General features: G+C 65.1%; 18 protein-coding genes and 2 pseudogenes. 16 read left to right on the top strand and 4 right to left on the bottom strand.

Annotated features, from left to right (window positions below):
* Positions 1-72: 72 nt before the first annotated feature.
* The gene (locus GGQ90_RS23800) at positions 73-1,311 is read left to right on the top strand and encodes a site-specific integrase (RefSeq protein WP_047100396.1); all 1,239 of its coding nucleotides are present in this window, start codon (positions 73-75) and stop codon (positions 1,309-1,311) included.
* Positions 1,312-1,625: 314 nt separating this feature from the next.
* Here GGQ90_RS23800 and GGQ90_RS23795 read toward each other — a convergent pair whose 3' ends face one another.
* Both GGQ90_RS23795 and GGQ90_RS23790 read right to left on the bottom strand, forming a co-directional pair.
* Positions 1,626-2,504, bottom strand: a complete 879-nt coding sequence (locus GGQ90_RS23795) for an AAA family ATPase (RefSeq protein ID WP_188084186.1) — start codon at positions 2,502-2,504, stop codon at positions 1,626-1,628.
* The gene (locus GGQ90_RS23790; RefSeq protein ID WP_004212864.1) at positions 2,431-3,831 is read right to left on the bottom strand and encodes a Mu transposase C-terminal domain-containing protein; all 1,401 of its coding nucleotides are present in this window, start codon (positions 3,829-3,831) and stop codon (positions 2,431-2,433) included. The genes GGQ90_RS23795 and GGQ90_RS23790 overlap by 74 nt, the downstream gene beginning before the upstream one ends.
* A 191-nt stretch (positions 3,832-4,022) precedes the next feature.
* Here GGQ90_RS23790 and GGQ90_RS23785 point away from each other — a divergent pair, with 191 nt between their 5' ends.
* Positions 4,023-4,595, top strand: a complete 573-nt coding sequence (locus GGQ90_RS23785) for a recombinase family protein (protein WP_009824027.1) — start codon at positions 4,023-4,025, stop codon at positions 4,593-4,595.
* Between the two features lie 289 nt (positions 4,596-4,884).
* Positions 4,885-6,087: an aspartyl protease family protein gene (locus tag GGQ90_RS23780; RefSeq protein WP_013039112.1), complete on the top strand. Its 1,203-nt coding sequence runs from the start codon at positions 4,885-4,887 to the stop codon at positions 6,085-6,087.
* Here the strand turns inward: GGQ90_RS23780 and GGQ90_RS23775 are convergent.
* Positions 6,081-6,497 carry a MerR family transcriptional regulator gene (locus tag GGQ90_RS23775; RefSeq protein WP_004212867.1) on the bottom strand — a complete coding sequence of 139 codons (417 nt, stop codon included), beginning with the start codon at positions 6,495-6,497 and terminating at the stop codon, positions 6,081-6,083. The genes GGQ90_RS23780 and GGQ90_RS23775 overlap by 7 nt on opposite strands.
* A 78-nt stretch (positions 6,498-6,575) precedes the next feature.
* Here GGQ90_RS23775 and GGQ90_RS23770 point away from each other — a divergent pair, with 78 nt between their 5' ends.
* From GGQ90_RS23770 to GGQ90_RS23710, 13 genes and pseudogenes are all read left to right on the top strand, one after another.
* Positions 6,576-7,202 (top strand): cation efflux transmembrane domain-containing protein, encoded by a 627-nt coding sequence (locus GGQ90_RS23770; protein ID WP_004212870.1) that lies wholly within the window; start codon positions 6,576-6,578, stop codon positions 7,200-7,202.
* The gene (locus GGQ90_RS23765; protein ID WP_004212871.1) at positions 7,202-9,169 is read left to right on the top strand and encodes a cytochrome c/FTR1 family iron permease; all 1,968 of its coding nucleotides are present in this window, start codon (positions 7,202-7,204) and stop codon (positions 9,167-9,169) included. The genes GGQ90_RS23770 and GGQ90_RS23765 overlap by 1 nt, the downstream gene beginning before the upstream one ends.
* Before the next feature lie 73 nt (positions 9,170-9,242).
* Positions 9,243-9,533 (top strand): annotated as a pseudogene (locus tag GGQ90_RS29885) (hypothetical protein); the annotation flags it as partial.
* A gap of 65 nt (positions 9,534-9,598) precedes the next feature.
* Positions 9,599-10,876, top strand: coding sequence for a TolC family protein (locus tag GGQ90_RS23755; RefSeq protein WP_004212875.1), 1,278 nt, complete (start codon positions 9,599-9,601; stop codon positions 10,874-10,876).
* On the top strand, positions 10,876-12,054 hold the full coding sequence (locus GGQ90_RS23750; protein WP_004212877.1) for an efflux RND transporter periplasmic adaptor subunit: 1,179 nt from the start codon (positions 10,876-10,878) through the stop codon (positions 12,052-12,054). The genes GGQ90_RS23755 and GGQ90_RS23750 overlap by 1 nt, the downstream gene beginning before the upstream one ends.
* 3 nt (positions 12,055-12,057) lie before the next feature.
* The gene (locus GGQ90_RS23745) at positions 12,058-15,303 is read left to right on the top strand and encodes an efflux RND transporter permease subunit (RefSeq protein ID WP_004212878.1); all 3,246 of its coding nucleotides are present in this window, start codon (positions 12,058-12,060) and stop codon (positions 15,301-15,303) included.
* Between the two features lie 53 nt (positions 15,304-15,356).
* Positions 15,357-15,845, top strand: coding sequence for an SRPBCC domain-containing protein (locus GGQ90_RS23740; protein ID WP_004212879.1), 489 nt, complete (start codon positions 15,357-15,359; stop codon positions 15,843-15,845).
* Positions 15,842-16,219, top strand: a complete 378-nt coding sequence (locus GGQ90_RS23735) for a hypothetical protein (RefSeq protein WP_004212880.1) — start codon at positions 15,842-15,844, stop codon at positions 16,217-16,219. The genes GGQ90_RS23740 and GGQ90_RS23735 overlap by 4 nt, the downstream gene beginning before the upstream one ends.
* 47 nt (positions 16,220-16,266) lie before the next feature.
* Positions 16,267-16,680, top strand: a complete 414-nt coding sequence (locus GGQ90_RS23730) for a hypothetical protein (protein ID WP_004212881.1) — start codon at positions 16,267-16,269, stop codon at positions 16,678-16,680.
* A 3-nt stretch (positions 16,681-16,683) separates the two neighbouring features.
* The gene (locus GGQ90_RS23725) at positions 16,684-17,370 is read left to right on the top strand and encodes a ZIP family metal transporter (RefSeq protein ID WP_004212882.1); all 687 of its coding nucleotides are present in this window, start codon (positions 16,684-16,686) and stop codon (positions 17,368-17,370) included.
* A complete protein-coding gene (locus tag GGQ90_RS23720; protein WP_004212885.1) occupies positions 17,367-17,975 on the top strand; it encodes a cation efflux transmembrane domain-containing protein in 609 nt (202 codons plus the stop codon). The genes GGQ90_RS23725 and GGQ90_RS23720 overlap by 4 nt, the downstream gene beginning before the upstream one ends.
* Entirely contained in the window at positions 17,972-20,473 is a 2,502-nt protein-coding gene (locus tag GGQ90_RS23715) for a heavy metal translocating P-type ATPase (protein WP_188084184.1), read from the top strand. The genes GGQ90_RS23720 and GGQ90_RS23715 overlap by 4 nt, the downstream gene beginning before the upstream one ends.
* Positions 20,470-21,219: an HAD-IIB family hydrolase gene (locus tag GGQ90_RS23710; protein ID WP_004212890.1), complete on the top strand. Its 750-nt coding sequence runs from the start codon at positions 20,470-20,472 to the stop codon at positions 21,217-21,219. The genes GGQ90_RS23715 and GGQ90_RS23710 overlap by 4 nt, the downstream gene beginning before the upstream one ends.
* A 196-nt stretch (positions 21,220-21,415) precedes the next feature.
* Here GGQ90_RS23710 and GGQ90_RS23705 read toward each other — a convergent pair.
* Positions 21,416-23,335 (bottom strand): annotated as a pseudogene (locus GGQ90_RS23705) (Tn3 family transposase); the annotation flags it as partial.
* Positions 23,336-23,418 lie beyond the last annotated feature (83 nt).

Below are 23,418 nucleotides of genomic sequence, written 5' to 3'. Positions count from 1 at the left end.
GTTATCATATAAGCAGATTTGACACCCCTTTATAACGTGCGGTACAAGCGCCGCCGAGCAGCTAGGCGTGTCATGGCTATCGAAACCGCCCAGGAAGGGCAGAAAACCGTTGTGGCGGCGCCTGAGGCGACCCTGCCGGTCGTCGGGGCTTCGGCCGACATTGCGTGGACGATCGTGCAGATGCGCGCCGGCGAGCGCATCACCGTCAACGAGGCGCTGATCGCCGCCTATCAGGGCGCCTCGTCGCCCCACAGCATCCGCGCGCTCAAATCCGACGTCGAAGCGTTCGACGCGTGGTGTCGGCGCACCAACCGGATCGCGCTGCCGGCGACGGCCGAGACCGTGGCCGATTATCTCGACGCGCGGGCCGGGAAGGGGAGCCGGCCGGCCTCGCTATCCCGCTACAAGGCGTCGATCGCCAAGATCCACCAGCTGCTCGAGCTCAAGGATCCGACGCCGGCGCCGCTGGTGAAGCTGCGGCTCCAGACGGTGCGCCGCGAGAAGGGGGCTGCGCAGAAGCAGGCGCGGCCGCTGCGGTTCAAGGGCCCGGTGCGCGACGTCGAGCGCGACAAGGCGCGGGGGCTCAACATCCGCGCGCTGCTCGAGAGTTGTGGCGAGGATCTGCCGGGGCTGCGTGATCGGGCGCTGCTATCGGCCGCTTATGACACCGGGCTGCGCGCCTCCGAACTGGTGGCGGTCGCCATTGAGCATATTGAGGAGGCGATCGATCCCGAAGCGCGGCTGCTGCAGATTCTGCGTCATAAGGGCGATCAAGACGGGGAGGGGGCGACCGCCTACCTCAGCCCGCGCACCGTCGCGGCGATCGCGGCGTGGACCGAAGCGGCGGGGATCACGACAGGGCCGCTGTTCCGGCGGGTGCAGGTGCGGCGCTACAAGGCGCGGGCAGCCGTGCGCGGTCGGCCGATCGACAGCATCTCGGGCCGGGAGACGTGGGATCTGCGCAAGACGCTGTCCAAGCCGGCGGTGAAGGCGCGCGTCGAATATGACATCGGCACCGTGGCGCTGCACCCGGGCTCGATCGGACCAATCTTTCGGTCGATCATCGGCCGCGCGTTCGACCGTGGCGCGCTGCCCGATTTGACGGCGGACGATCTGGCGCGGTTGCTGAAGGGGATCAGTGCGCACTCGACGCGGATCGGGCTCAATCAGGACCTGTTCGCCAGCGGGGAGGATTTGGCCGGCATCATGGACGCGCTGCGGTGGAAGTCGCCGCGGATGCCGCTCGCTTATAATCGCAATCTCGCGGCAGAGCAGGGGGCGGCGGGGCGCCTTATGGCGAAGATTGGCTAGTCATGACGGCCTAAATAGGTCTTTGGATGATGCCGTGCGACCACACGACGGCGGCAGGTAGATCGAGGGATTTGCGCAGCGGCAAGAACCGGAGAAGGGAGGCTGAGCCCCCGGGGTCTTGAGCTACAACGTTAAGCCTAAGAAACGGGCAGGGGCCTGGTAGCGCGTAGTGTATGAGCGAAGCCACCATCGCTCAAACTCATCAGCACAGTCCAATTTCGAAGAGGAAACAAGAAAGTGGTTCCGGAAACGGTATGGATCTTATCCTGTGTAAACGCTCGCGCTAAATGGCGGCGTTCTGATCGCGCTATTTGTCAGTTGCCGGGTCCGATGACGAGGCAATCGCGCGCGGCCTGAACGATGTCAGCGGTGACCTCCTCGACGCGGTTGAGGGTCATGATCCGCCGCATCTGCGCGAACAGGCGCTCCATGAGCCGGAAGTTGCCGCGCGTGATGCGGATCACGGCTGCCTGCGCTTCGATCGCGTCGAGTTGGGCCGGGTCGAAGCTGATCCCGAAATCGCCGGCGTGGGTCGCGAGCAGCAGCCGCATTTCGGTCTCGGTAAGCGGTTTGAACTCGTGGACGAAGCCGATCCGCGAGTAGAGCTGGGCATAGCGGGCGAGGCGCTTCTCCAAGCCCGGCATACCCATCAGGATCAGCCCGAAGCCGTGGCGATCGGCCATGTCGCGGAGATGTTCGAGCGACTTTATGGTCAGGCGGTCGGCCTCGTCGACGATGACGAGGGGGCAGGCGATGCGGGCGGCGTCATGGGTGATTTCGTCCTGCGAGCCGCCCGCGACCGTCAGCCGGGCATAGCCCAGCTTAATGAGGTTGAGGCCCAACACCGCGTCGATCGTATTGGGCGTGTTGCTGACCGACACGGTGTAGAAGACGGCGCGGCAGCGAGCGACCTTTTCGCCAAGGAGCGCGGCAATGGGACGGAGCGCGGCATATTCCCCCAGGTCGGGGAAGCTGGAAAACTCGCGCGCCGATCGCGTCTTTCCGACGCCCGGCCGGCCATGACACACGCCGATATAGCGGTAGTGCGCGCAGGCTTCGGCAAACTCGACGAACCGGGCATGTTCGCGGGTCGCCAGGAACGGCTGCTCGACCAGGAACTCAATCGTCAGCGGCGTAGAGCCGGAGCCCTCGGTAGGTGGTGGGCCGGGAAGCCGTATCCTCTTGGTCGCCATCGAAGGTCTCCGTGGGGGCAGGCACCTGCTTGTCGCGCTCCTTCGCGCCGCGCCGGGCGCGCTGGATCGCGCGCAACGACGGGTGCCCAGCGTGCTCGGAGCTGAGCGCACGGCAGACGAACCGGCCCTGGTGGTAGACGTGGATCTCGGTCAGGTCGCGGGGGTCATAGACCGCCTCGACCTGCTCGCCGACGAAGGCCGCGAGCGTGGGTTCGACATAGCGCCTGCCCATCAGACGGATGCCGTCGCGCAGCACTTTACGGGGCTTGGGCACGTGCACGAGCAGCATGTCGAGCTGTTCAAGGCTGTCGGGCATTGCGGGCAGGAACCCGCCCTTCTGCCAGCGCGTGATCGGCGGTTCGCCGGTGCTGCCATGCGGGCGACGATGATAGACGCCGCACACGAACGCCTCGAAGCGGGCGCGCAGCTCGTCGAGCGTGAGCACTGGCGCCGACAGCGGCTTGCCCGCGATCAGGTGGCCGGGCAGGTCGGGCAGGAACATGTCGTTGATGGTGCGGAACAGCCGCTCGATCTTGCCGCGCCCGCGAGGACGCCCCGGCAGCGAATGGATGAGGCGGATTTTGAGGGCGATGCACGCCTGCTCGATATGCTCGGAGATGAAATCCGAGCCGTTGTCGACGTAAAGCTGTTCGGGAATGCCGCTGACGATCCATTCGGGATTGGGCTTGCGCCAGATCGCCTGCCGCAAGGCGAGCGCCGTGTTGAGGGCACTGGGGGCATCGAGGCTGAGGAAGTAACCGGCGATGGCTCGGCTGTGATCGTCAACGATGACGGTCAGCCAAGGACGCACCGGGGTTCCGGCATCATCGAGCACGAGAATGTCGAGAACGGTATGATCGGCCTGCCACATCTCGTTCGAGGTCGCGGCTTCGCGCCGATGCACTAGCTCGTGCTGGTCGCGGTAGACGGCCGGATCGGAGGCTGCGGCGATCTGGCTTGCCGGTATCGCCCTGACGACACGCGCGACGGCCGCATAGCTGGGGGTTCGGTGTCCATGCGCGATGGCGAGTTCCTGCACCTTTCGGTGAATGGCGGCGACCGGGGGTCGCGGGCGCTTGGTGGCGAGAGTGCGGGTCAGTTCGACCAGATGTTCCGGCAGGTGCAGCCTGCCCCGATCGTTGCGCGGCAGACGCGCGAGACCGGCAAGTCCTTCGGCACGGTAGCGCCCGAGCCAGCGCTGCAACGTCCGCTCGCTCAGCGTGCCGGTGCGGGCGAGGTCCGCGAGCGGGATGCCATCGGCGAGGTGCGGTTCAAGGACGCGGTAGCGCTCGATCGCCAGCGGCGGGACAAGCGCCGGATGCGTCACCGCCGACGGTCCGTGTCGCAGGTAAGGAAAACGGAGATTTGCCTGCCCATCGCCATGCGAGTCCGCTCGCGTTGCCAAACCGGCCTGTTCGACGTAAATCTACCCGGTAAAGAAAACTAGGGCAACATAGACCTGCCGATGACGACTTTCTTCCCAAACCGCGCCCGATCGGGGCGCCACCGGCCCTACGCATGAAAATCGGTTACGCCCGCGTATCGACCGCCGAGCAGAACCTGGACCTCCAGCGTGATGCGCTGAAGGCTGCCGGCTGCGAGAAGGTCATCACCGACAAGGCCTCCGGGGCGACTGCCGCTCGCCCTGGATTGGAAAAGGTGAAGGAGCTGCTTCGCGCCGGCGACACACTGGTGGTCTGGCGCCTCGACAGGCTCGGCCGCTCGCTCCGTGATCTGATCGGATGGATGACCTACCTCGACGAGGAAAAGGTCGGGCTGCTGAGCCTGCACGAGGCGATCGACACGACCACCACGTCGGGCAAGCTTACCTTCCACCTGTTCGGGGCATTGGCGGAGTTCGAGCGCAACCTGATCCGCGAGCGGACCCAGGCCGGTCTCACCGCAGCCCGCGCTCGCGGCAAGAAGGGTGGCCGGCCGGCCGCACTCGGCAAGGACAAGCGCGACCTGCCCGTCAGGCTCTACCACGAGAACACGATGCCGATCGCCAAGATTTGCTCGATGCTCGGCATCTCCAAGCCAAAACTCTACGCCTATGTGCGATCGGCCGAGACCAAGCCGGTAGCCGCGTAGCGACGCTCGCCGACAAATAGCGCGATCAGAATGCCGCCACTTAGCGCGAGCGTTTACACCGTTCGCGGTCCCGATCGGCCCAGCGTCCCCCGGAACCGTTCGTTATCGGGAAGGCATCTAAGCGGTCTGCACCATCCTTCATCTAAAGTTCTCCAAGCGCTTCTGAGGATTTTCGGGCGCACCAAAAGCACTTGCTCCTCCAGTGGCTGGAGCATGTAACCGCAATTTGCTCTCCTGCGGACGGGGGGCTGGAGGTGGCTTTTTGACGGCCCGTGTTGAAGCAATCGGTATGTCTCGACGCTCATTAGTGGCGCGGCTGGTGGCCTGTGGAACCGGCTTGGTGCTCGGTTCTCCAACGCTCGCGCGACAGACTTCCCGGTCTGCGGGCTCGTGGAACTTCGGTGCCGCTCACCTCGAATGGGAGCCGCTGGAAGTCGGCACGGGTGATACCCTCCTTGTTTCGGCACAAGTGCGCGGAGTGCCGGTGCGGGCGGTGCTCGACAGTGGCAGCGGCGCGTCGATCATGAGCACGGCGCTCGCGGCGAAGCTCGGCTTGAACGATGGTGAGCGGCGCATGATTAGCGGGCTGAGCGCCAAGGCCCCGGTGCTGCTGGTCCGCGACATCGACGTACAGCTCGCCCGCGAAACCCGTCGCTTACCCTTTGCCGTCGTTGGTGATCTGAGTTCAGTGTCGGCGGCCTTCGGACGACCGATCGATATCCTCCTCGGTGCCGATATGTTCACGGGTAGCTGCATCGCGCTCGATTTCGCGAAAAGGCGTATGGCGGTCGTCAAGTCAGGCACGTTTCTCGCCGGTCCCGACTGGCGCGCTGTCGCGCTCGGGCGCGGTGCCAAGCAGGAGCTGTTCATTCGAGCTTCCGTCTCGGGTTTGCCTCCCGTGCCCTTGATGATCGATCTTGGCAGCTCGGCCGCGCTGATGCTCTCGTCGGCCTATGCCCGCGATCAAGGGCTGTTGAACGGGAAGCTCGTCTCGACCGCGGCGATCGGCGGCGTCGATGGTGTGCGTATCAACGATGCTTTCACGATCCAGAACATCAACATCGAAGGGCTTGGCGTCTCGAACGTCCCCACACTCGGGATGAGAGCTTGGCTCTCCACCAGCACGGTTGGCAATGTCGGCCTACCGCTGATCGCTCAATTCGACGTGGTGTTCGACGTGACCGCCGGATTCGTGTGGCTCCGGCCACTCGGTCCTCGTCGTCGCCTGCCGATGCTGAAGGACCGTAGCGGCCTTGGCCTCGCAGCCTCACCAACGGCGCTCACCGTTGTTCATGTGGCGGCGAACAGTCCCGCGGAAAAGGCTGGCTGGGCGGTCGGCGACCGGATCGTGGCGGTGAACGGCCATTCGATCGATGCGAACTATACGCGTGGGGAGCTCTGGCAAGTGCGCTCCCGGCCTGCTGGCACCCTCGTAAAGCTGACGATGGCCTCGGGTGATGTGCGCGAGCTCAGGCTGGCCGATTATTATTGATCGGCTTGAGGGTGGCCTTTGCCGATCGCCTTCATGATCCGACAATCGGCCATGCGCGCCTTGGTGCAGCTCTGGCTGAGCATTGCCAACTCATCCCGCAACACCGCGAGTTGCGCCAGTCTCTCCTCCACATCCTTGAGGTGCTGAGCAGCGATAGCTGAGGCGGCACCACAATCCTGGTCCGGGTTCTGCGCCAGCCCCATCAACGAACGGATCTCGTCGACGGAGAAGCCAAGCCGGCGACCGTTGCGGATGAAGTGCAAACGCTCAATGTCACTGGCATCGTAGGTTCTGCGACCCGACGCCGTGCGAGGGGCGGATCGGAGCAACCCGATCGACTCATAAAAGCGGATCGTCGTCACCTTCGTCGAGGTCTCGCTGGCGAGCTGCCCAATCATCACCGGCTTCATCATGCCATCCTTGCTTATGCGAACGTGTCGCACATTTCGCTTGCTTCTACAGCGACTGGAGGTGGTAAGGAAGGCCGCATGAATGCTTCTACCGAAAGCTGCGGGTGCCACGGGGAGCCCGCGCGCGCGCAAACCGATCCGGCCTATCGCCGTGCGCTGCTGACCGTCGTGGTGCTCAACCTCGGCTTCGGAGTCGCCGAGCTGTTCGGCGGGTTCATCGCCGATAGCCAAGCGCTGAAAGCGGATTCCCTCGATTTTCTCGGGGACGGGTCGATCAGCCTTATCGGTCTTCTCGCGCTTGCCTGGTCCGCACGGGCGAGGGCAAAGGTCGCGCTGACGCAGGGGTTGTTTCTCGGTGCGCTTGGCGTGGGCGTAATCGGTTTCGCGATTTGGCGCGCCCTGAACGCAACCGCGCCCGATGCCGAACTGATGGGCACAATCGGCGTTGTCGCGCTCGCGATCAATGTCGTGTCCGCCTTGGTGCTTGCGCGTTTCCGGGAAGGGGACGCCAATGTTCGCGCGATCTGGCTGTTCAGCCGCAACGACGCGCTCGCCAACGTGGCGGTGATCGCCGCGGCCGGTCTGGTGGCGTGGACAGGAAGCGCCTGGCCGGACCTCGCCGTCGCCGGCCTCATCGCCCTCCTGTTCCTCCACTCCGCTTATGAAATCGTCACTGGCGCTCGGCGCGAATTGGGAGAGCGGTAGTGCGTCTGCTCGCGTTGATCCGGGCAATGCTCTCGTTGCGGCTGCTCTCCGCGCTCGCGGCGCTGCTGATCCCTGCTGCGGCAATCGCCGAACCCGGCGACGTGCAAACCGCATGGCGGCTGCTCGACTATATGGCCGTCGATTATGGCGGCGCGGTCGCCAACGGTCGGATCAAGAGCACGTCGGAATATGCCGAGATGACGGAGTTCGCCGCGTCGGTCTCGACACGGCTTCAGGGCCTGCCGGCGAAGCCGGAGCGTCAAGCCCTCATCCAGCGGGCTGCCAACCTCCAGGCGGTGATCGCGGAAAAGGGACCGACTGAACAGGTGGCAACATTGGCGCACGGGCTCGCGGCCGATCTGTTGCGCGCCTACCCGGTGCCGCTCGCGCCCGATAAGGCTCCGAACCTCGTCTCCAGCGATGCCCTGTTCCGACAATCCTGCGCGTCCTGCCACGGGATGACGGGCAACGGCCGTGGCCCTGACGCCGCCAAGCTCGCTACGCCCCCGATTGCTTTCACCGATGCCGAGCGCGCGCGCCAGCGCAGCGTGTTCGCGCTCTATCAGGTGGTGACGCAAGGCATCGACGGGACCGCGATGCAGAGCTTCGCCGATCTGCCCAACGATCAGCGCTGGGCGTTAGCATTCCGAGCCGGGAGCTTCGCCTTCACGGATGCGCAGGCGCGCGAAGGCGAGCGGCTTTGGAAATCCGACCCGACCCTTCGCCGGCGCATTCCGGACCTGAAAACCCTGGTCGCGCTCACCCCGGCCGCGCTCGGCGCGGCGATCGGCGACGCCAAGGCTGACCCAGTGCTCGCGTTCCTGCGTCGTCATCCCGAACAGGTGATACAACAGGCTCCCGGCTCGCTCGCGGTCGCCCGCGCCAAACTCGCCGAAAGCGTGGCGGCTGCGCGGCGCGGCGATGCGCGCATGGCGAAAGAGCTGGCGCTGTCGGCCTATCTCGATGGGTTCGAGCCGATCGAGCCAACACTCACCGCGCGCGACGCGACGCTGATGGGTCGAATCGAGGGCGCGATGGGGGAGTTCCGCGCCTCGATCGACCGGGGCGCGTCGCCCGATGATCTCGCGGAGAAGGTCGCAGTACTGGGCGGCCTTTTCGACGATGCGGAAGCGGCGCTCGCGCCTGATGCCGCCACCGAAGCGTCCACGTTCCTGGGCGCGTTCACGATCCTGCTGCGTGAAGGGCTCGAAGCCCTGCTCATCGTTGTCGCCATGATCGCGTTCCTGCGTAAAGCCGAGCGCGGCGAGGCGCTGCGGTACGTGCATGGCGGCTGGGTCAGCGCGATCATCGCGGGCGGGATCACCTGGGCGGTCGCCACCTATGCGATCGGGATCAGCGGTGCGAGCCGGGAGCTGACGGAAGGGTTTGGCTCGCTGTTCGCCGCGGTCGTGCTGCTCTCGGTCGGGATTTGGATGCACGGCAAGGCGCAGGCCGATCAGTGGCAGCGCTATATTCGCGAGAAGATGTCGCGGGCGCTCTCGGGCGGGTCGGGCTGGTTCCTGTTCGGGCTGGCGTTCGTCGTAGTTTATCGCGAGGTCTTCGAGACGATCCTGTTCTATGCCGCGCTTTCGGCGCAAGGTGACAACGGGATGCTTCTCGCGGGGGCCGGGTCGGCGATTGGACTGCTCAGCCTGATCGCTTGGGCCATGCTTCGCTACAGTCGCAAGCTGCCGATCGCGCAGTTCTTCCGCTATAGCTCCTGGCTCATGGCGGTCCTGACCGTCGTGCTGGCGGGTAAAGGCGTCGCCGCGCTCCAGGAAGCCGGCCTTATCAACATCGCACCGCTCGCGGACGTGCCACGGCTGTCGATGCTCGGCGTGTTTCCCACTTGGCAATCGGTGCTGGCGCAACTCCTGATGGCGGTCGCCATTGCGGTCGGGTTCGCCTGGAACGGGCGCGACCGATCCCGCTCGGGTTCCGGCTCAGTGACCCTTGGTTCGAATTAGTGCAATGACATGAAAACCCTTCCGTGATAGAGGCAAGCTAGTGCGAGCCTTTTTGCCTTTCCTGACATGCCTGATGCTGGTCCTGACCAGCTTCTCCGGCATGGCCCATGCCGCCGATCTGGCGGGGGGAAGCATCGCGGGCGTTGAGTTCACGGTCCATACCGCCGGTGACATCGATCAGGTGCCATCGGACTCGGACAAGAATGTCCCGCATCATCACAATTATTGTCACGGACACGACGTCGGCGCGCCTGCGCGCACGACGATGGAATATACCCCCGTCCTCACAGTGCCCAAGCCGACAATCTCCGCCTCTGCGTCGCTCGACGGCCGCACCGGCATGGTCCATTTGAGGCCCCCCAAGCCTGACGTCCGATTTGGGCGTGCGTTGGCGCGCCCCTGTCGATCATCGTCAGGAGTCCTATTTTCATGAATCGTATCCTCGCGGCCATGCTGGCCGCAGCGTCTTGCGCCACGATGGCGCAGGCGCAGGTCGGACCGTCCGCGCCTGTTGCGCAGGATGCGCCGGTCTACACGCTTGACCAAGCGGTCAGTGCAGCGGGCGGTTCGGCCCCTGCTGCGGAAGCGGCGACAGCTGGAATCGACGCGGCCCGTGCAGGTCGCACAGTCGCCGGCTTGCGGCCCAATCCGGTGGTTCAAGGCCAAGTCGAGAATGTCATCGGCTCCGGGCCGTATCGGGGGGTCCGCAGCGCGGAAACCACGGTCGGCTTTGCGATCCCGATCGAGCTAGGCGGCAAGCGCGGCGCCCGCGTCGCGGTCGCCAATGCGCAATTGTCCCGGGCCGAGATCCAGGCCGCGATCATCGCGGCGGATGTCCGGCTTCAGGTAACGCAGCTCTATGTCGAAGCGGTCGCGGCCGATCGCCGGGTAATGACAGCCCGCGATCAGGCCCGGATCGCCAGCGATGCGCTGCGGGCCGCGAGCGTTCGCGTGCAGGCAGGGCGGGCATCGCCACTCGAGCAACAGCGCGCGGATGTCGCGCGTATCAATGCCGACGCCAATGTGGAGCGGCAGCTTCGCTTGGCCGAGGCGGCCCGCGCCAATCTGGCGCGTCGGATCGGACGGCCGATCGACGGCCTGCTCGATGACACGCTGCTCGATCGCCTTCCCGGTGTGAACGTCTATGGGCCGTTGGCACCGGTCAACACGACCGGCACACTCGCGCTGGCGGCAGCCAACGCGGATTTCTCCATTGCCGAAGCCGGCGTGCGGCTCGCGCGCGCCAATCGCGTGCCTGACCTGAACGTCGGGCCGTCGATCCGCCGCCTGGAAGCGACCAACGACATGGCGGCGGTGTTCAGCGTGTCGATCCCGATCCCGGTGTTCAACAATGGTCGCGCCGCGATTGCGCAGGCGACCGCGCAGCGGACCCAGGCGGATGCGCAGCGCCGCGTGACCGCGCTCGACATCGAACAGGCGATCACGGACGCGCAGGCGCAGGCGGCCAATGCCGCAACGACGGCTCGTGCGGCGTCGGGGCCGGCGCTGGCGGCTGCACAGGAGGCCGCCCGCATCGCGCGGATCGGCTATCGCGAGGGCAAGTTCGGCCAGCTCGAATTGCTCGATGCTGAACGCACGCTCGCCGAAACGCGGGTCGCCGCGATCGACGCGCTTGCCAATTACCAGAATGCCCGCGCGCAAGTGGAGCGACTGACCGCTCGTGCGCCCAATGGGGGGAATCAGTGATGAAGAGCTTTTATCTCGCGGGCGCGGCGTCGCTCGCCCTGCTCTTGGCTGCCTGCGGCGGCAAGGATGGCGGAAACGAGGCAACTGCCGAAGGCGCAGCTGCCAATGAGACGGCAGCGGGCACGGAAAAGGGCGGTGCTGAAGGCGGTCATGCCGGTGAAGGCGTCGTCACATTGGGTGCCGACCAGATCGCCACAGCGGGCGTCCAGGTCGGACGGCCGATCATCGGCGGGGCCGGGACGATCGAGCTGCCCGCGATCATCGAGGGCGACCCACAGGGAACGCAGGTCGTCTCGGCCGCAATTGCGGGACGCGTGGTCGCGCTCACCCGTAACCTCGGCCAATCGGTCGGACGCGGCCAGACCATTGCGGTCATCGAAAGCCGCGAGGCGGCGCAGATCAAGGGCGAGGTCGAGGCGGCGCGGGCGCGGCTTCAGCTCGCTAATTCGAACCTCGCGCGCGAACAGCGGCTGTTCGCGCAGAGAGTCTCCCCTGAACAGGATCTGATCGCCGCCCGCACAGCGGCGACGGAGGCGCGGATCGCCCTGACGCAGGCGCAGAGCATGGTTTCGGCGGCGGGTGTCGGCGGCGGCGGGCTCAACCGGCTCGGCATTGCCGCGCCGATCTCGGGCCAGATCATTGCGCGCCCCGTGACGCTGGGACAAACGGTCGCGGCGGATGCCGAACTCTATCGCATCGCCAACCTGAGCCAGGTGTCGATCGCGCTTAATCTCAAGCCCGAGGATGCGGGCCGGGTGCGTCCCGGCAATACGGTGCTGGTGAAGGCGGCAGGCCGTCAGGCGACCGCCCGCGTGACCTTCGTGTCGCCGGCGCTTGATCCGCAGACGCGGCTCGTGCCTGCGCTCGCCACCCTCGACAATCGCGGTGGCGAATGGCGGGTCGGCGAGCCTGTGACGGCAGCCGTGCAGCTCACGGGCAGCGGCGGGAGCGGGGCGGTCCGCGTGCCGACGACGGCGGTCCAGAGTTTCGAGGGCAAGTCGGTCGTGTTCGTGCGCACGCCCACCGGCTTCAAGGCGACCCCGGTCCAGCTCGGCGATGCGTCGGGCGACACGGTGATCGTCCGGTCGGGCCTGACCGGCAACGAACAGATCGCCACCACCGGAAGTTTCACGCTCAAGGCCGAGATCGGCAAGGGCGAAGCGAGCCACGAGGATTAAGCCATGATCGCCCGTATCGTAACCTGGGCGGTCGAGAAGCGCTGGCTAGTCCTGCTCCTCACCGTCATCGTCGCCGCCATCGGCGCCTTTTCCCTCTACCGGCTACCGATCGACGCGGTGCCGGACATCACCAACAATCAGGTCCAGATCAACGTCCGCGCGCCTGCCCTCTCGCCCGAGCTGGTCGAGAAGCAGGTGTCGTTTCCAATCGAAACCGCGCTCGCCGGCACCCCCGGCCTGGAATATACGCGCTCGTTGAGCCGCAACGGCTTCGCGCAGATCACGGCGGTCTTTTCGGACGCGACGGACATCTATTTCGCCCGCCAGCAGGTGGGCGAGCGTCTGCGGGGCGTGCAAGAGAATCTGCCCGACGGCGTGAACCCTGAAATGGGTCCGATCGCGACAGGCCTGGGCGAGGTGTACATGTACACCGTTCGTCTCGATCATCGCGAGGACGACAAGCACAAGCCCGGTGAACCGGGCCAACAGCCCGATGGCAGCTACATCACGCCAGAGGGCGAGCGACTGACGACCGAAGAGGACAAGGCGACCTACCTGCGCACCGCGCAGGACTGGATCGTGACGCCGCTTCTGAAGACCACACCGGGCCTCGCCGGTGTCGACTCGATTGGCGGTTACGCCAAGCAGTTCCTCGTCGTGCCCGACGTGCAGAAGCTGGCCTCGCTCGGCATCACGCTGACGGACCTGGGAAATGCGCTGGAGCGCAATAACACCAGCGTCGGCGGTGGCTTCGTCAATCGCAATGGCGAAGGTCTGGCTGTTCGCTCGGATGCGCTCGTTCGCAATGCCAGCGAGTTGGCCAGGACCGTGATCGCGACACGTAACGGCGTGCCGATCACGGTCGAACAAGTTGCGACTGTGAAGACGGGTCAGGCGATCCGCATGGGTTCGGCATCGGAGAACGGTACCGAAGTCGTCGTCGGCACGGCGATCATGCGGATCGGCGAGAACAGCCGCATCGTGTCGACCGCGGTCGCTGAGAAACTGAAGACGATCAACGCTTCGCTGCCTCCTGACGTCGTAATTCAGCCGGTGCTGAACCGCACCGAGCTGGTCAATTCGACGATCAAGACGGTCGCGAAAAACCTGTCCGAAGGCGCGGTGCTGGTCATCGTCGTGCTCTTCCTGCTGCTCGGCAACTTCCGTGCGGCCCTGATCGCGGCGTTGGTCATCCCGATCACCATGATGCTGACAGGCTTTGGTATGCTGCGCGCTGGGGTCTCGGCCAATCTGATGAGCCTTGGGGCTTTGGACTTCGGTCTGATCGTCGACGGCGCCGTCATCATTGTCGAAAACGCGCTGCGCCGGCTTGCCGAGCAACAGCATCATGAAGGCCGATTGCTCAGCGTCAAGGAACGGCTCGCGACCGTGGCAGCCGCTGCGCGTGAGATGATCCGTCCCTCTGTGTACGGGCAGGCAATCATCATCCTCGTCTACGTACCGCTGCTCACGCTGACCGGCGTGGAGGGTAAAACGTTCGGACCGATGGCGCTGACCGTCATCATCGCGCTCGCCTTCGCCTTCATCCTCTCTCTCACCTTCGTGCCGGCGATGATTGCGATCTGGCTGTCGAAGAAGGTCGAGGAGAAGGACGGCCGCATCATCACGTGGCTGAAGAAGCGCTACGAACCCGGTCTCGACCGGGCCATGAAGCGCCCGACGCTGACGATCGGTGCGGGTGTGGGAAGCCTTGTGGTGGCGGCGCTTGCTTTCACTACGCTCGGCTCGGTGTTCCTGCCGCAGCTCGACGAAGGCGATTTGCTGATCCAGTCGCTCCGCATTCCGGCAACGTCGGTCCAGCAGAGCCAGGCGATGCAGGTGCCGATCGAGCGGATGATGTCGAAGCAGCCGGAGGTGCAATTCGTCTATTCCAAGACGGGCACCGCCGAGCTGGCGGCCGACCCGATGCCGCCGAACGCGACCGACATGTTCGTCATCCTGAAGCCGCGCAAGGATTGGCCGGATCCTGAGCTTCCCAAGGAGGAGCTGGTCAGCCGGATCGAGGGAAATCTCGCAAAAATTCCGGGAAATGCCTACGAGATCACCCAGCCCATCCAGATGCGCTTCAACGAGCTGATCGCCGGCGTGCGCGGCGACATCGCGGTGAAGGTGTTCGGGGACGACTTCAACCAGATGAACCGGACGGCCGAGCAAATCGCGGCGGTGCTGCGCAGAACGCAAGGCGCAGCGGACGTGAAGGTGGAGCAGACGACCGGTCTTCCCATGCTCGACATTCGCGTCAACCGCGACGCGATGGCGCGGTTGGGCGTTACGGCTCAGGATGTGCAGGACACCGTGACTGCGACGATCGGCGGGCGAACATCGGGCCAGATCTTCGAGGGCGACCGTCGCTTCCCCGTGGTGATCCGCCTGTCGGAGGCGCAGCGTGCCGACATCGGCCTGCTCCAACAGGTGCAGGTGCCGGTGGCAGGCGGCGGCTATGTACCGCTGTCCAGCGTCGCCGAGATCAAGGTGGTCGATGGTCCGAACCAGATCAGCCGCGAGAACGGCAAGCGGCGCGTGGTGGTGCAAGCCAACGTGCGTGGCCGCGACGTCGGATCCGTCGTGGCGGATGCGCAGGCGGCGATCGGCAGCCAACTCCGGCTGCCTGCCGGCACCTATCTCGAATGGGGCGGCCAGTTCGAGAACCTCCAATCGGCAAGCGAACGGCTGAAGCTGGTCATTCCGGCTTGCTTCATCTTGATCCTGCTGCTCCTCTACGGGGCGTTGGGATCGGTCCGCGACGCCGCGATCGTGTTCACCGGCGTGCCTTTCGCGCTGGTGGGCGGCGTCCTGTTGCTGTTCCTGCGGGGCATGGACTTCTCGATCTCGGCGGCAGTGGGCTTCATCGCCCTCTCGGGCATCGCGGTCCTCAACGGCCTCGTCATGGTCAGCTCGATCCAAGATCTGATCCGATCAGGGATGAGCCGCGAGGAAGCCGCGCATGTTGGCGCGATGCAGCGTCTGCGACCCGTCATCATGACCGCGCTAGTCGCCAGCCTCGGCTTCGTGCCGATGGCGCTGGGCGAAGGCGCCGGCGCAGAGGTTCAAAAGCCTTTGGCGACGGTCGTCATCGGCGGTCTGATCTCGGCGACGCTTCTTACGCTGTTCGTGCTGCCGACACTCTATGCCCGGTTCGGGCAGAAAGTGATCGAGAAACCCGAGCACTACAATGAGGAGCATGAAGGGGACGACCACGGTCAGACCTTCGTGAACAACTTGGCCTGATGGATGGGCGGGGCGATCCGCGATCGCCCCGCCCATCTCTGGGAGATGGGGATATGCCTCGCACCATAACCAGCTCGATGCTTCACGGCGGGCCACTGCGCATCTGGTCGGCACTCACCGATCCGGATCATCGCCGGGCGTGGAGTCCGCTCGTATTTCTCGATGATCCGTCCCGGCTCGGCGACACAGAATGCACCTTTGCGATCCAGGGCATCACCCGGCCAATTCGGACGCCAGCACGGATTGATCGATTCGATAAACCGCACGCCTTCGCTTGGTCCTGCGGCATCCCCTATCTGTTCACGCTCGAAGAGCGGTACGAGCTGGCGGGGGACGATGGCGGCACCAGGCTAACGCATAGCTGCACGCTGCGCGGGGCGCTCTCCCTGCCGTTCGCGGCGATGATGTTGCGCCGCCTGCGATCCCTGATGGTCGAATCTGACGATCGCCTCGCAACCTATCTCCGCTGGCGGGTAGGTCAGCCTGCCCGGGCTATCAATCGTCAGCGCGTCCCCTTCCGCTACAGGAGGAAGGCGCGATGATGATGCACTGTAAGCGGGTGCTGCCCGCCGTCATCCTCGTTGTCGGGCTCGCGGCGTGCTCGGAAAGAAAGCCGCCAGCCCCGCCAACGGAGCAGCAGATCCATTCGTCCGACAGCGCCGTGGCGACCGGGGAAATGGGGCGGCATAGATATCGCTGTTCCGACGGGGAACCGCTGTTCGTCGATTACAAGGACAACGGCCTGCAGATCGATTTGCGGCGCTCCAACGGGGGACCGCCGATGATGCTGACCGCGCCAGCGCAGGGCCTGCAATATGTCGGCGAAACAGCCACCGCGACCTTCAAGGGGTCGCAGCTCACCATCGTGGAAGGCGATGGCCGTACCCGGATCTGCGAGCGGGAAGGCACGCGATGAACTGCCCTGCCTTCGAACGCCACAGGGCGCTTCGTCGGAAGAGACCGATGTCTGACACGTCGATTTCAAATGTGACAACCTTGTGCGGCCTGAATCGGGCCGGTCTGGCGATCGCGCGCCTCGGCGTCGTTCTCGTCTCCGGGGCGGTTATAGGGGCGTGTAATCCAGCGCCGACCCAGCCTACCGAGCCGGCGCATGAAAAGCATCTGACGTCGAAACTAATCGCGCAGCGCATCATGTACTGCGACGACGGCACACGCGCCGATGTCGACTTCATCGATGACGGCTTGAAAATGGCCGTCACCTGGCTGCCGAAGGGCAGGACCGAGATCCTGCGCGCGCAGCGAACCGGTGACGAGTTTCGCGGCGACCATTCGCGGGCTGTCGTGGCGGGCGGATCGATCGCGTTCACGCGACGCGGGAAGATCCGCGTCTGCCACCGAACCCCGGAGGAGTCCTAGGAAATGCAGGCACTGCTCTATACGCTTGCGCCTGTGCTGGCGGTCGTGCTCGGCGCGATTGTCGCGAGCCGCACCAAGTTGAAACCTGGCCTCGTGGCGGGCCTACAGCATCTCGCTGCCGGCGTCGTGTTCGCGGCGGCAGCGACCGAAATCCTGCCGCAGGTCAAGCATGAGGCATCGCCCAGCGCGACGTTGATCGGCGGGGCGGCGGGCGTCGCGACCATGCTGGGGCTCAAGGCTCTTGAGGCCCGCTTCAAGGGGCCGATGGCGCTACTCGCCGCGATCGGCATCGACATTCTGGTCGACGGCCTGGTGCTCGGCCTCGCTTTCGTGGCGGGCGAGAAGGCAGGTCTCCTGCTGACGATCGCGCTCACTCTGGAAGTGTTATTTCTGGGACTGACGCTGACCGACGAGCTGGCGGAAACCTATCGCTCGCGCTTGCGCATCATCGTGATCGTCTCGGCATTGGCCCTGCTGCTGCCGATCGGCGCGCTCGCTGCCGTGCCGGTCGCCGCGCTGTCGCCGGTGATGATCGCCGGCTTCCTCAGCTTCGGGCTGATGGCGCTGCTCTACCTCGTCACGGAGGAGTTGCTGGTCGAGGCGCACGAGAAACCCGACACCCCGCTCATCAGCTCGATGTTTTTCGTCGGCTTCCTGGCCCTGCTGACACTTGAGGAGATGATGGGATGATCCCGGGCAACGACAACAATGGCGGGCAGGAGCGCCGCACACTGTGGATCGTCCTGCTGCTGAACGCGGCGATCGCTGCGGGCTTCTTCGTTTCCGGCTTCTTCGCGGACTCGAGCGCGCTGATCGCCAACGGCGTCGACAACCTGTCCGATACGGCTGTGTATGCGCTGAGCCTTGTGGCGCTCACCCGGGGCCAGACATGGAAGACACGCGCCGCGGTCGCTTCGGGCGTCATGCTGCTGATCTTCGCGGGCGGCATCTTGATCGATGTCGGACGGCGCTACGTGCAGGGCAGCGAGCCCATCGGACCTACCATGATGGTCATGTCCGCGATCGCCGGCGTCGTGAATTACCTCTGCCTGCGGCTGCTCCAGCGCCTCAAGGATCCGGACGTCAATCTCCGGGCCGCAACCACCTTCAGCTTCAACGACTTCATTTCCAACGGCGGCATCCTGATCGCCGGCGTGCTGGTGCTGTGGTTGGGTACCAATTGGCCGGACCTGCTGGTCGGCTTCGCCACCGCCATCATCGCCATCAAGGGCGGTGTCGAAATCCTGCGCGACGCGCGCGCCGAAACCAAGAAAAGCGAAAGGAGGTCGTCATGAACGACAAGCTCGAACTCGACATTCCAGTGTTGTTGCCGGACCTTCCTGACGCGGCCGATGCCTGCCTGGACCGTCTCGTATCAACCCTGTCAAAGCGCGAAGGTGTCGAGCGGGCGCATGTGATCTGTCTCGACGGCAACACGCCAGCGGCGCTGTGCATCCATTTCGATGCCGCCAAGCTGCCGCTGCCACGGTTGCGCGAAATGGTGCGCGCCGCAGGTGCCGAAATCACCGAGCGCTACGGCCATGCGATCTGGCAGGTGACGGGGATCAACCACGAACGTCGGGCGCGCACGGTCAGCGATGCGCTGTGCGCCTTGCCCGGCGTGGTCCAGGCAAGCGCCAGCACCAGCGGGTCTGTCCGGGTCGAATATGATCGCCGCGAAACCACCGAAGAGGAGGTGCGCGCTGCGCTTCGCAAGCTGAAGGTGAGGGTGGGCAAGCGGGTCGCTGCCGATGAACATGCCGGCCACGACCACGGCCCCGGGGGCCACGGCGCGGGCGAAGAGAAGCACGGCCCCGGCGATGGCCACGACCATAGCCACGCCGAATTTCTCGGCCCCAATACCGAGCTGATCTTCGCGCTCGCCTGTGGCGCGCTGCTGGGGATCGGCTACGCGATCGAGAGGCTGGTCGCTGGCGCGCCCGAATGGCTGCCGACCGCCTGCTATATCGCAGCCTATTTCTTCGGCGGATTCTTCACGCTGCGCGAGGCGATCGACAACCTCCGGATGAAGAAGTTCGAGATCGACACGCTGATGTTGGTCGCTGCGGCCGGCGCCGCTGCGCTGGGCGCATGGGCCGAAGGTGCGCTGCTGCTGTTCCTGTTCAGCCTCGGCCATGCGCTTGAGCATTATGCAATGGGCCGCGCCAAGAAGGCGATCGAGGCGCTGGCGAAGCTCGCGCCCGAAACCGCGACCGTGCGACGCGGCGGGCAGACCAGCGAAATCCCGGTCGAGCAGATGGTCGTCGGGGACATTGCCATCGTCCGCCCGAACGAGCGCCTGCCTGCCGACGGCTTCGTCATCAAGGGCACCAGCGCGATCAACCAGGCCCCGGTCACGGGTGAAAGCATCCCGGTCGACAAGGTGCCGGTCGCAGATGCCGCAGCGGCACGCGCCAAGCCCGATGCAGTCGACGCGGAAAGCCGGGTTTTTGCGGGTACGATCAACGGCGGCGGCGCGATCGAGATCGAGGTGACACGCCGTTCCAATGAAAGCGCGCTTGCCAAGGTCGTGAAGATGGTGAGCGAAGCGGAGACGCAGAAGTCGCCGACGCAGCGCTTCACCGACCGGTTCGAACGGATCTTCGTGCCCGCCGTCCTGGTCCTGTCAGTGCTCCTGCTGTTCGCATGGGTGGTCGTCGACGAGCCGTTCCGCGACAGCTTCTATCGCGCGATGGCGGTGCTGGTGGCGGCAAGCCCGTGCGCGCTCGCGATCGCAACGCCGAGCGCGGTCCTGTCGGGCGTTGCCCGTGCAGCGCGGGGCGGCGTGCTCGTGAAGGGCGGTGCACCGCTCGAAAACCTCGGGTCGCTCAAAGCGATCGCTTTCGACAAGACGGGCACGCTGACCGAAGGTCGTCCGCGCATCACTGATGTCGTGCCCGTCGATGGCGCCGATGAAGGCGAGTTGCTGGCGCTGGCTGTCGCCGTCGAAGCGTTGAGCGACCATCCCCTGGCCCAAGCGATCGTCAAGGACGGCCGCGAACGTCTGAACGATCGTGCCGTGCCGACTGCCGGCGACCTCAAGAGCCTGACCGGTCGGGGCGTCACCGCGAGCGTGGATGGCGAGACGGTGTGGATCGGCAAGGCCGAGATGTTCGGAAGTAAGGGCATTCCGGCGCTGGGGCAGGGCGCGCAGGACGCAATCGCGAAGCTGCGCGAGAACGGCCGCACGACAATGGTGGTCCGCAAGGGGGACCGCGACCTGGGCGCGATCGGCCTGATGGACACGCCTCGCGAAGCTGCCAAGACCGCGTTGCGTCGGCTGCACGAGATGGGCGTGTCGCGGATGATAATGATCTCCGGCGATCACCAGAAAGTCGCCGAAGCGATCGCCGACGAAGTCGGGATCGACGAAGCGTGGGGCGACCTCATGCCCGAAGACAAGGTTGCCGCGATCAAGAAGCTCGCCGGCGAAGACAAGGTCGCGATGGTGGGCGACGGCGTGAACGATGCGCCGGCGATGGCAAGCGCCACGGTCGGCATCGCGATGGGCGCGGCGGGGTCGGACGTTGCGCTGGAGACAGCCGACGTGGCGCTGATGGCCGACGATCTGGCGCACCTGCCATTCGCAGTCGGTCTTAGCCGCCATACCCGTGGAATCATCCGGCAGAACGTCTTCGTCAGCCTGGGTGTCGTCGCCTTCCTGGTGCCTGCTACCATCCTCGGCCTCGGCATTGGGCCAGCGGTGGCGGTTCATGAGGGATCGACGCTGCTCGTCGTCATCAATGCGCTCAGGCTGCTCGCCTACCGCGATCCGGCAGGGAAGGCGGCATGAAGTGGCTGATCGCCTTCGACCTCGACGGCACGCTTGCCGAGAGCAAGCGGCCGTTATCGGAGGATATGGCCGCAATCCTCGCCCGATTGCTCGCCATCACGGATGTGGCGGTGATCTCGGGCGGGGACTGGCCGCAGTTCGAAAAGCAGATCGCCTCGCGCCTTCCTGCCGGCGTCGCGCTCGACCGTCTCTGGTTGATGCCGACCACAGGCACGAAACTCTATCGGTTCATCAATGGCGCTTGGCGCGCGGTCTATGCCGAACTGTTCGACGACGCGGAGAAGGCGAAGATCCGCACGGCCTTCGATCAGGCGCTGACCGATGCCGGTCTCGCCGACGAACGTATCTGGGGCGAACGGATCGAGGACCGGGGCAGCCAGATCACCTTTTCGGGCCTGGGGCAGGCAGCGCCGCTGAAGGAAAAGGAAGCGTGGGATCCTGACCGAAAGAAGAGGACCGCGTTGCAGGCCACGTTGCGCGCGAAGCTGCCGGAGCTCTCGATCAATCTCGGTGGCACGACATCGATCGACGTGACCAGAGCAGGGATCGACAAGGGCTATGGCCTGAAGCGCCTGAGTGCCGAGAGCGGTGTCCCGCTCGACGGGATGCTGTTCATTGGGGATGCGATATTCCCCGGTGGGAATGACTATCCCGCTGCTGAAATCGGCCTCGACACAGTGAGGGTGCGCGACGTCGCGGAAACCACCGCCGTCGTGACCGCCATCATCGCGTGTCTGCACCGATAGGATCAAGATACATGGTCGGCTCCATCGCGGAATGCCGCATTGTCAAAGCTCTGGCTTCTGTCGCTTAGGGCAGCGCTTCCTAAAACGAAAAGAAGGCAATGTGCGCGTCTCCGCGAACAAAGCCTCCAGCGATCAATCTAAGAGATTCCGCCGCGCTTCTCAATCGTAGGGGGCGTTTGCGGGAGGGGGCGGAATCCTACGCTAAGGATTTGGGCCAGCGATATTCCCCGGTTAGATTGATGTGTTCCCATCCCAACGGCGAGACGTGGGCGAGTAGATCAGGCGCGATATGGGTACCGCTGGCGGCCCGGGTATTGACGACCTCGCCGAGCTTCATGGTGTTCCAGAATATGATGATGGCGGCGAGCAGGTTCATTCCGGCGATGCGATAGTGCTGGCCTTCGCCGGATCGATCCCGGATTTCACCTCGGCGGTGGAAGCTGATGGCGCGCTTTAGGGCGTGGTGGGCCTCACCCTTGTTGAGGCCGATCTGAGCCTGGCGCTGGAGGCCGGCATCAAGAATCCAGTCGATCATGAACAGGGTTCGCTCGATGCGGCCCACCTCTCGCAATGCGAGGGCCAGCTCATTCTGGCGCGGGTAAGAGGCGAGCTTGCGAAGAATCTGGCTGGGGGCGACGATCCCCGCTGCGATCGTCGCCATGATGCGCAGGATGTCGGGCCAGTTGCGCTCGATGAGCGGTTCATTGATCTTACCTCCGACCAGCGCTCGCACATTGGCCGGCGTCGCGTTGGGCGTGAAGGCATAGAGCCTTTTCTGAGGGAGATCGCGGATACGGGGGGCGAACCTGTAGCCGAGCAAGGCGCAGGCGGCGAACACATGATCGGTGAAGCCGCCCGTGTCGGCAAAATGCTGGCGAACGCGGCGGCCCGCGTCATTCATGAGCAGCCCGTCCAGGATATAGGGAGCCTCGCTGACCGTTGCCGGGATCACCTGGGTTGCGAACGGCGCATATTGATCGGACACATGGCTGTATCCCTTGAGGCCCGGGACGTTGCCATATTTCGCGTTGATCAGATTCATCGCCTCGCCCTGCTCGGTAGCAAGGAAGAACTGCCCGTCGCTGGATGCCGATTGCCCTTGTCCCCAGAAGGCGGCCATGGGCAGGGCGGCGTGGGCCTCCACGATCATGGCGAGCGCCCGATCATAGGCGCTGCCTTCGACATGCCAGCGCGCGATCCGCAGCAATTCCCAGAAGCTGTGCGTGTTGGTCGCCGCCGCCATCTTGCGCAAACCGAGATTGACGCCTTCCGCCAGCAACACGTTCATCAGGCCGATCCGGTCGCTGCAGGGCGCGCCGGTGCGCAGATGCGTGAACGCCTCGGAAAATCCGGTTCGCTCATCGACTTCCAGCAACAGATCGGTGATCCTCGCGGGCGGGAGCTGTTGATAGAGATCGAGCACGAGATCCTCGGCCCCTTCGGGCGTGTCGGCCCTCAGCTTGTCGATGTGCAGCTTGCCGTTCTCGATGATGCCGCCTGGGATCGTGCCGGTTCGCGCCGCGCGGCCAAACTCCTTCAGCCGTGTATCCAGTCGAGCCCTGCGCTCGGCCAGCCATTCGCCGGGTCGCAGCGGCACGGCGAGCCGCGCGGTCTGCTCTATCGCCTGTGGCGGGACCAGAAGCTGCTTGAGGTCGCCATAGCGGCGCGATCCCGCCAACCATATGTCACCGGACCGGAAGGCGTCGCGGATGTGGAACAGCACCGCGATTTCCCAAAGCCGGTGGTCGCCGCTGGGCTCAGCGCGAAGATGACGATGCCATTTCGAGTTGGGACGTAGAAAATCCACCGGCGGATCGACCTTGATCCCGTTACGCAGCATCGCAACGGCCGCCAGAAGAGGCGTGGCGATCGGCGCCGCCTGCATGTCGAGCAGGCGCAGCATCCTGGGCGCGTAGAGGCGGAAACGGTGATAGCCGTCCAGCACACGGCTGAGCGGGTCGGCCGCGAGCACGTTGGTCAGCGCGGAGGCCGTGGCGACAAGGGTTCTGAACCGTTCCCAGCCAGGCCCGGTGGCGATTATCCCGTCCAGGGCCGTGCCATCGTCCTGCGCTCCAAGCAAAGCACCACCGATTTCGGCAAAGGACTGTCCGTCGTCAGAACATTCGGCACAACTCGCGGCGTAGATTAGCGGAGTGCGGACCTCGTCAGGGGGTTGATGTTAGGCGGCGAACTTGCGGT

The sequence above is a fragment of the Sphingobium scionense genome (assembly GCF_014197035.1).
Classification (GTDB): Bacteria; Pseudomonadota; Alphaproteobacteria; order Sphingomonadales; family Sphingomonadaceae; genus Sphingobium; species Sphingobium scionense.
The sequence above is the reverse complement of the archived record's forward strand: the minus strand, read 5'-3'. Positions and strand labels throughout refer to the sequence as shown.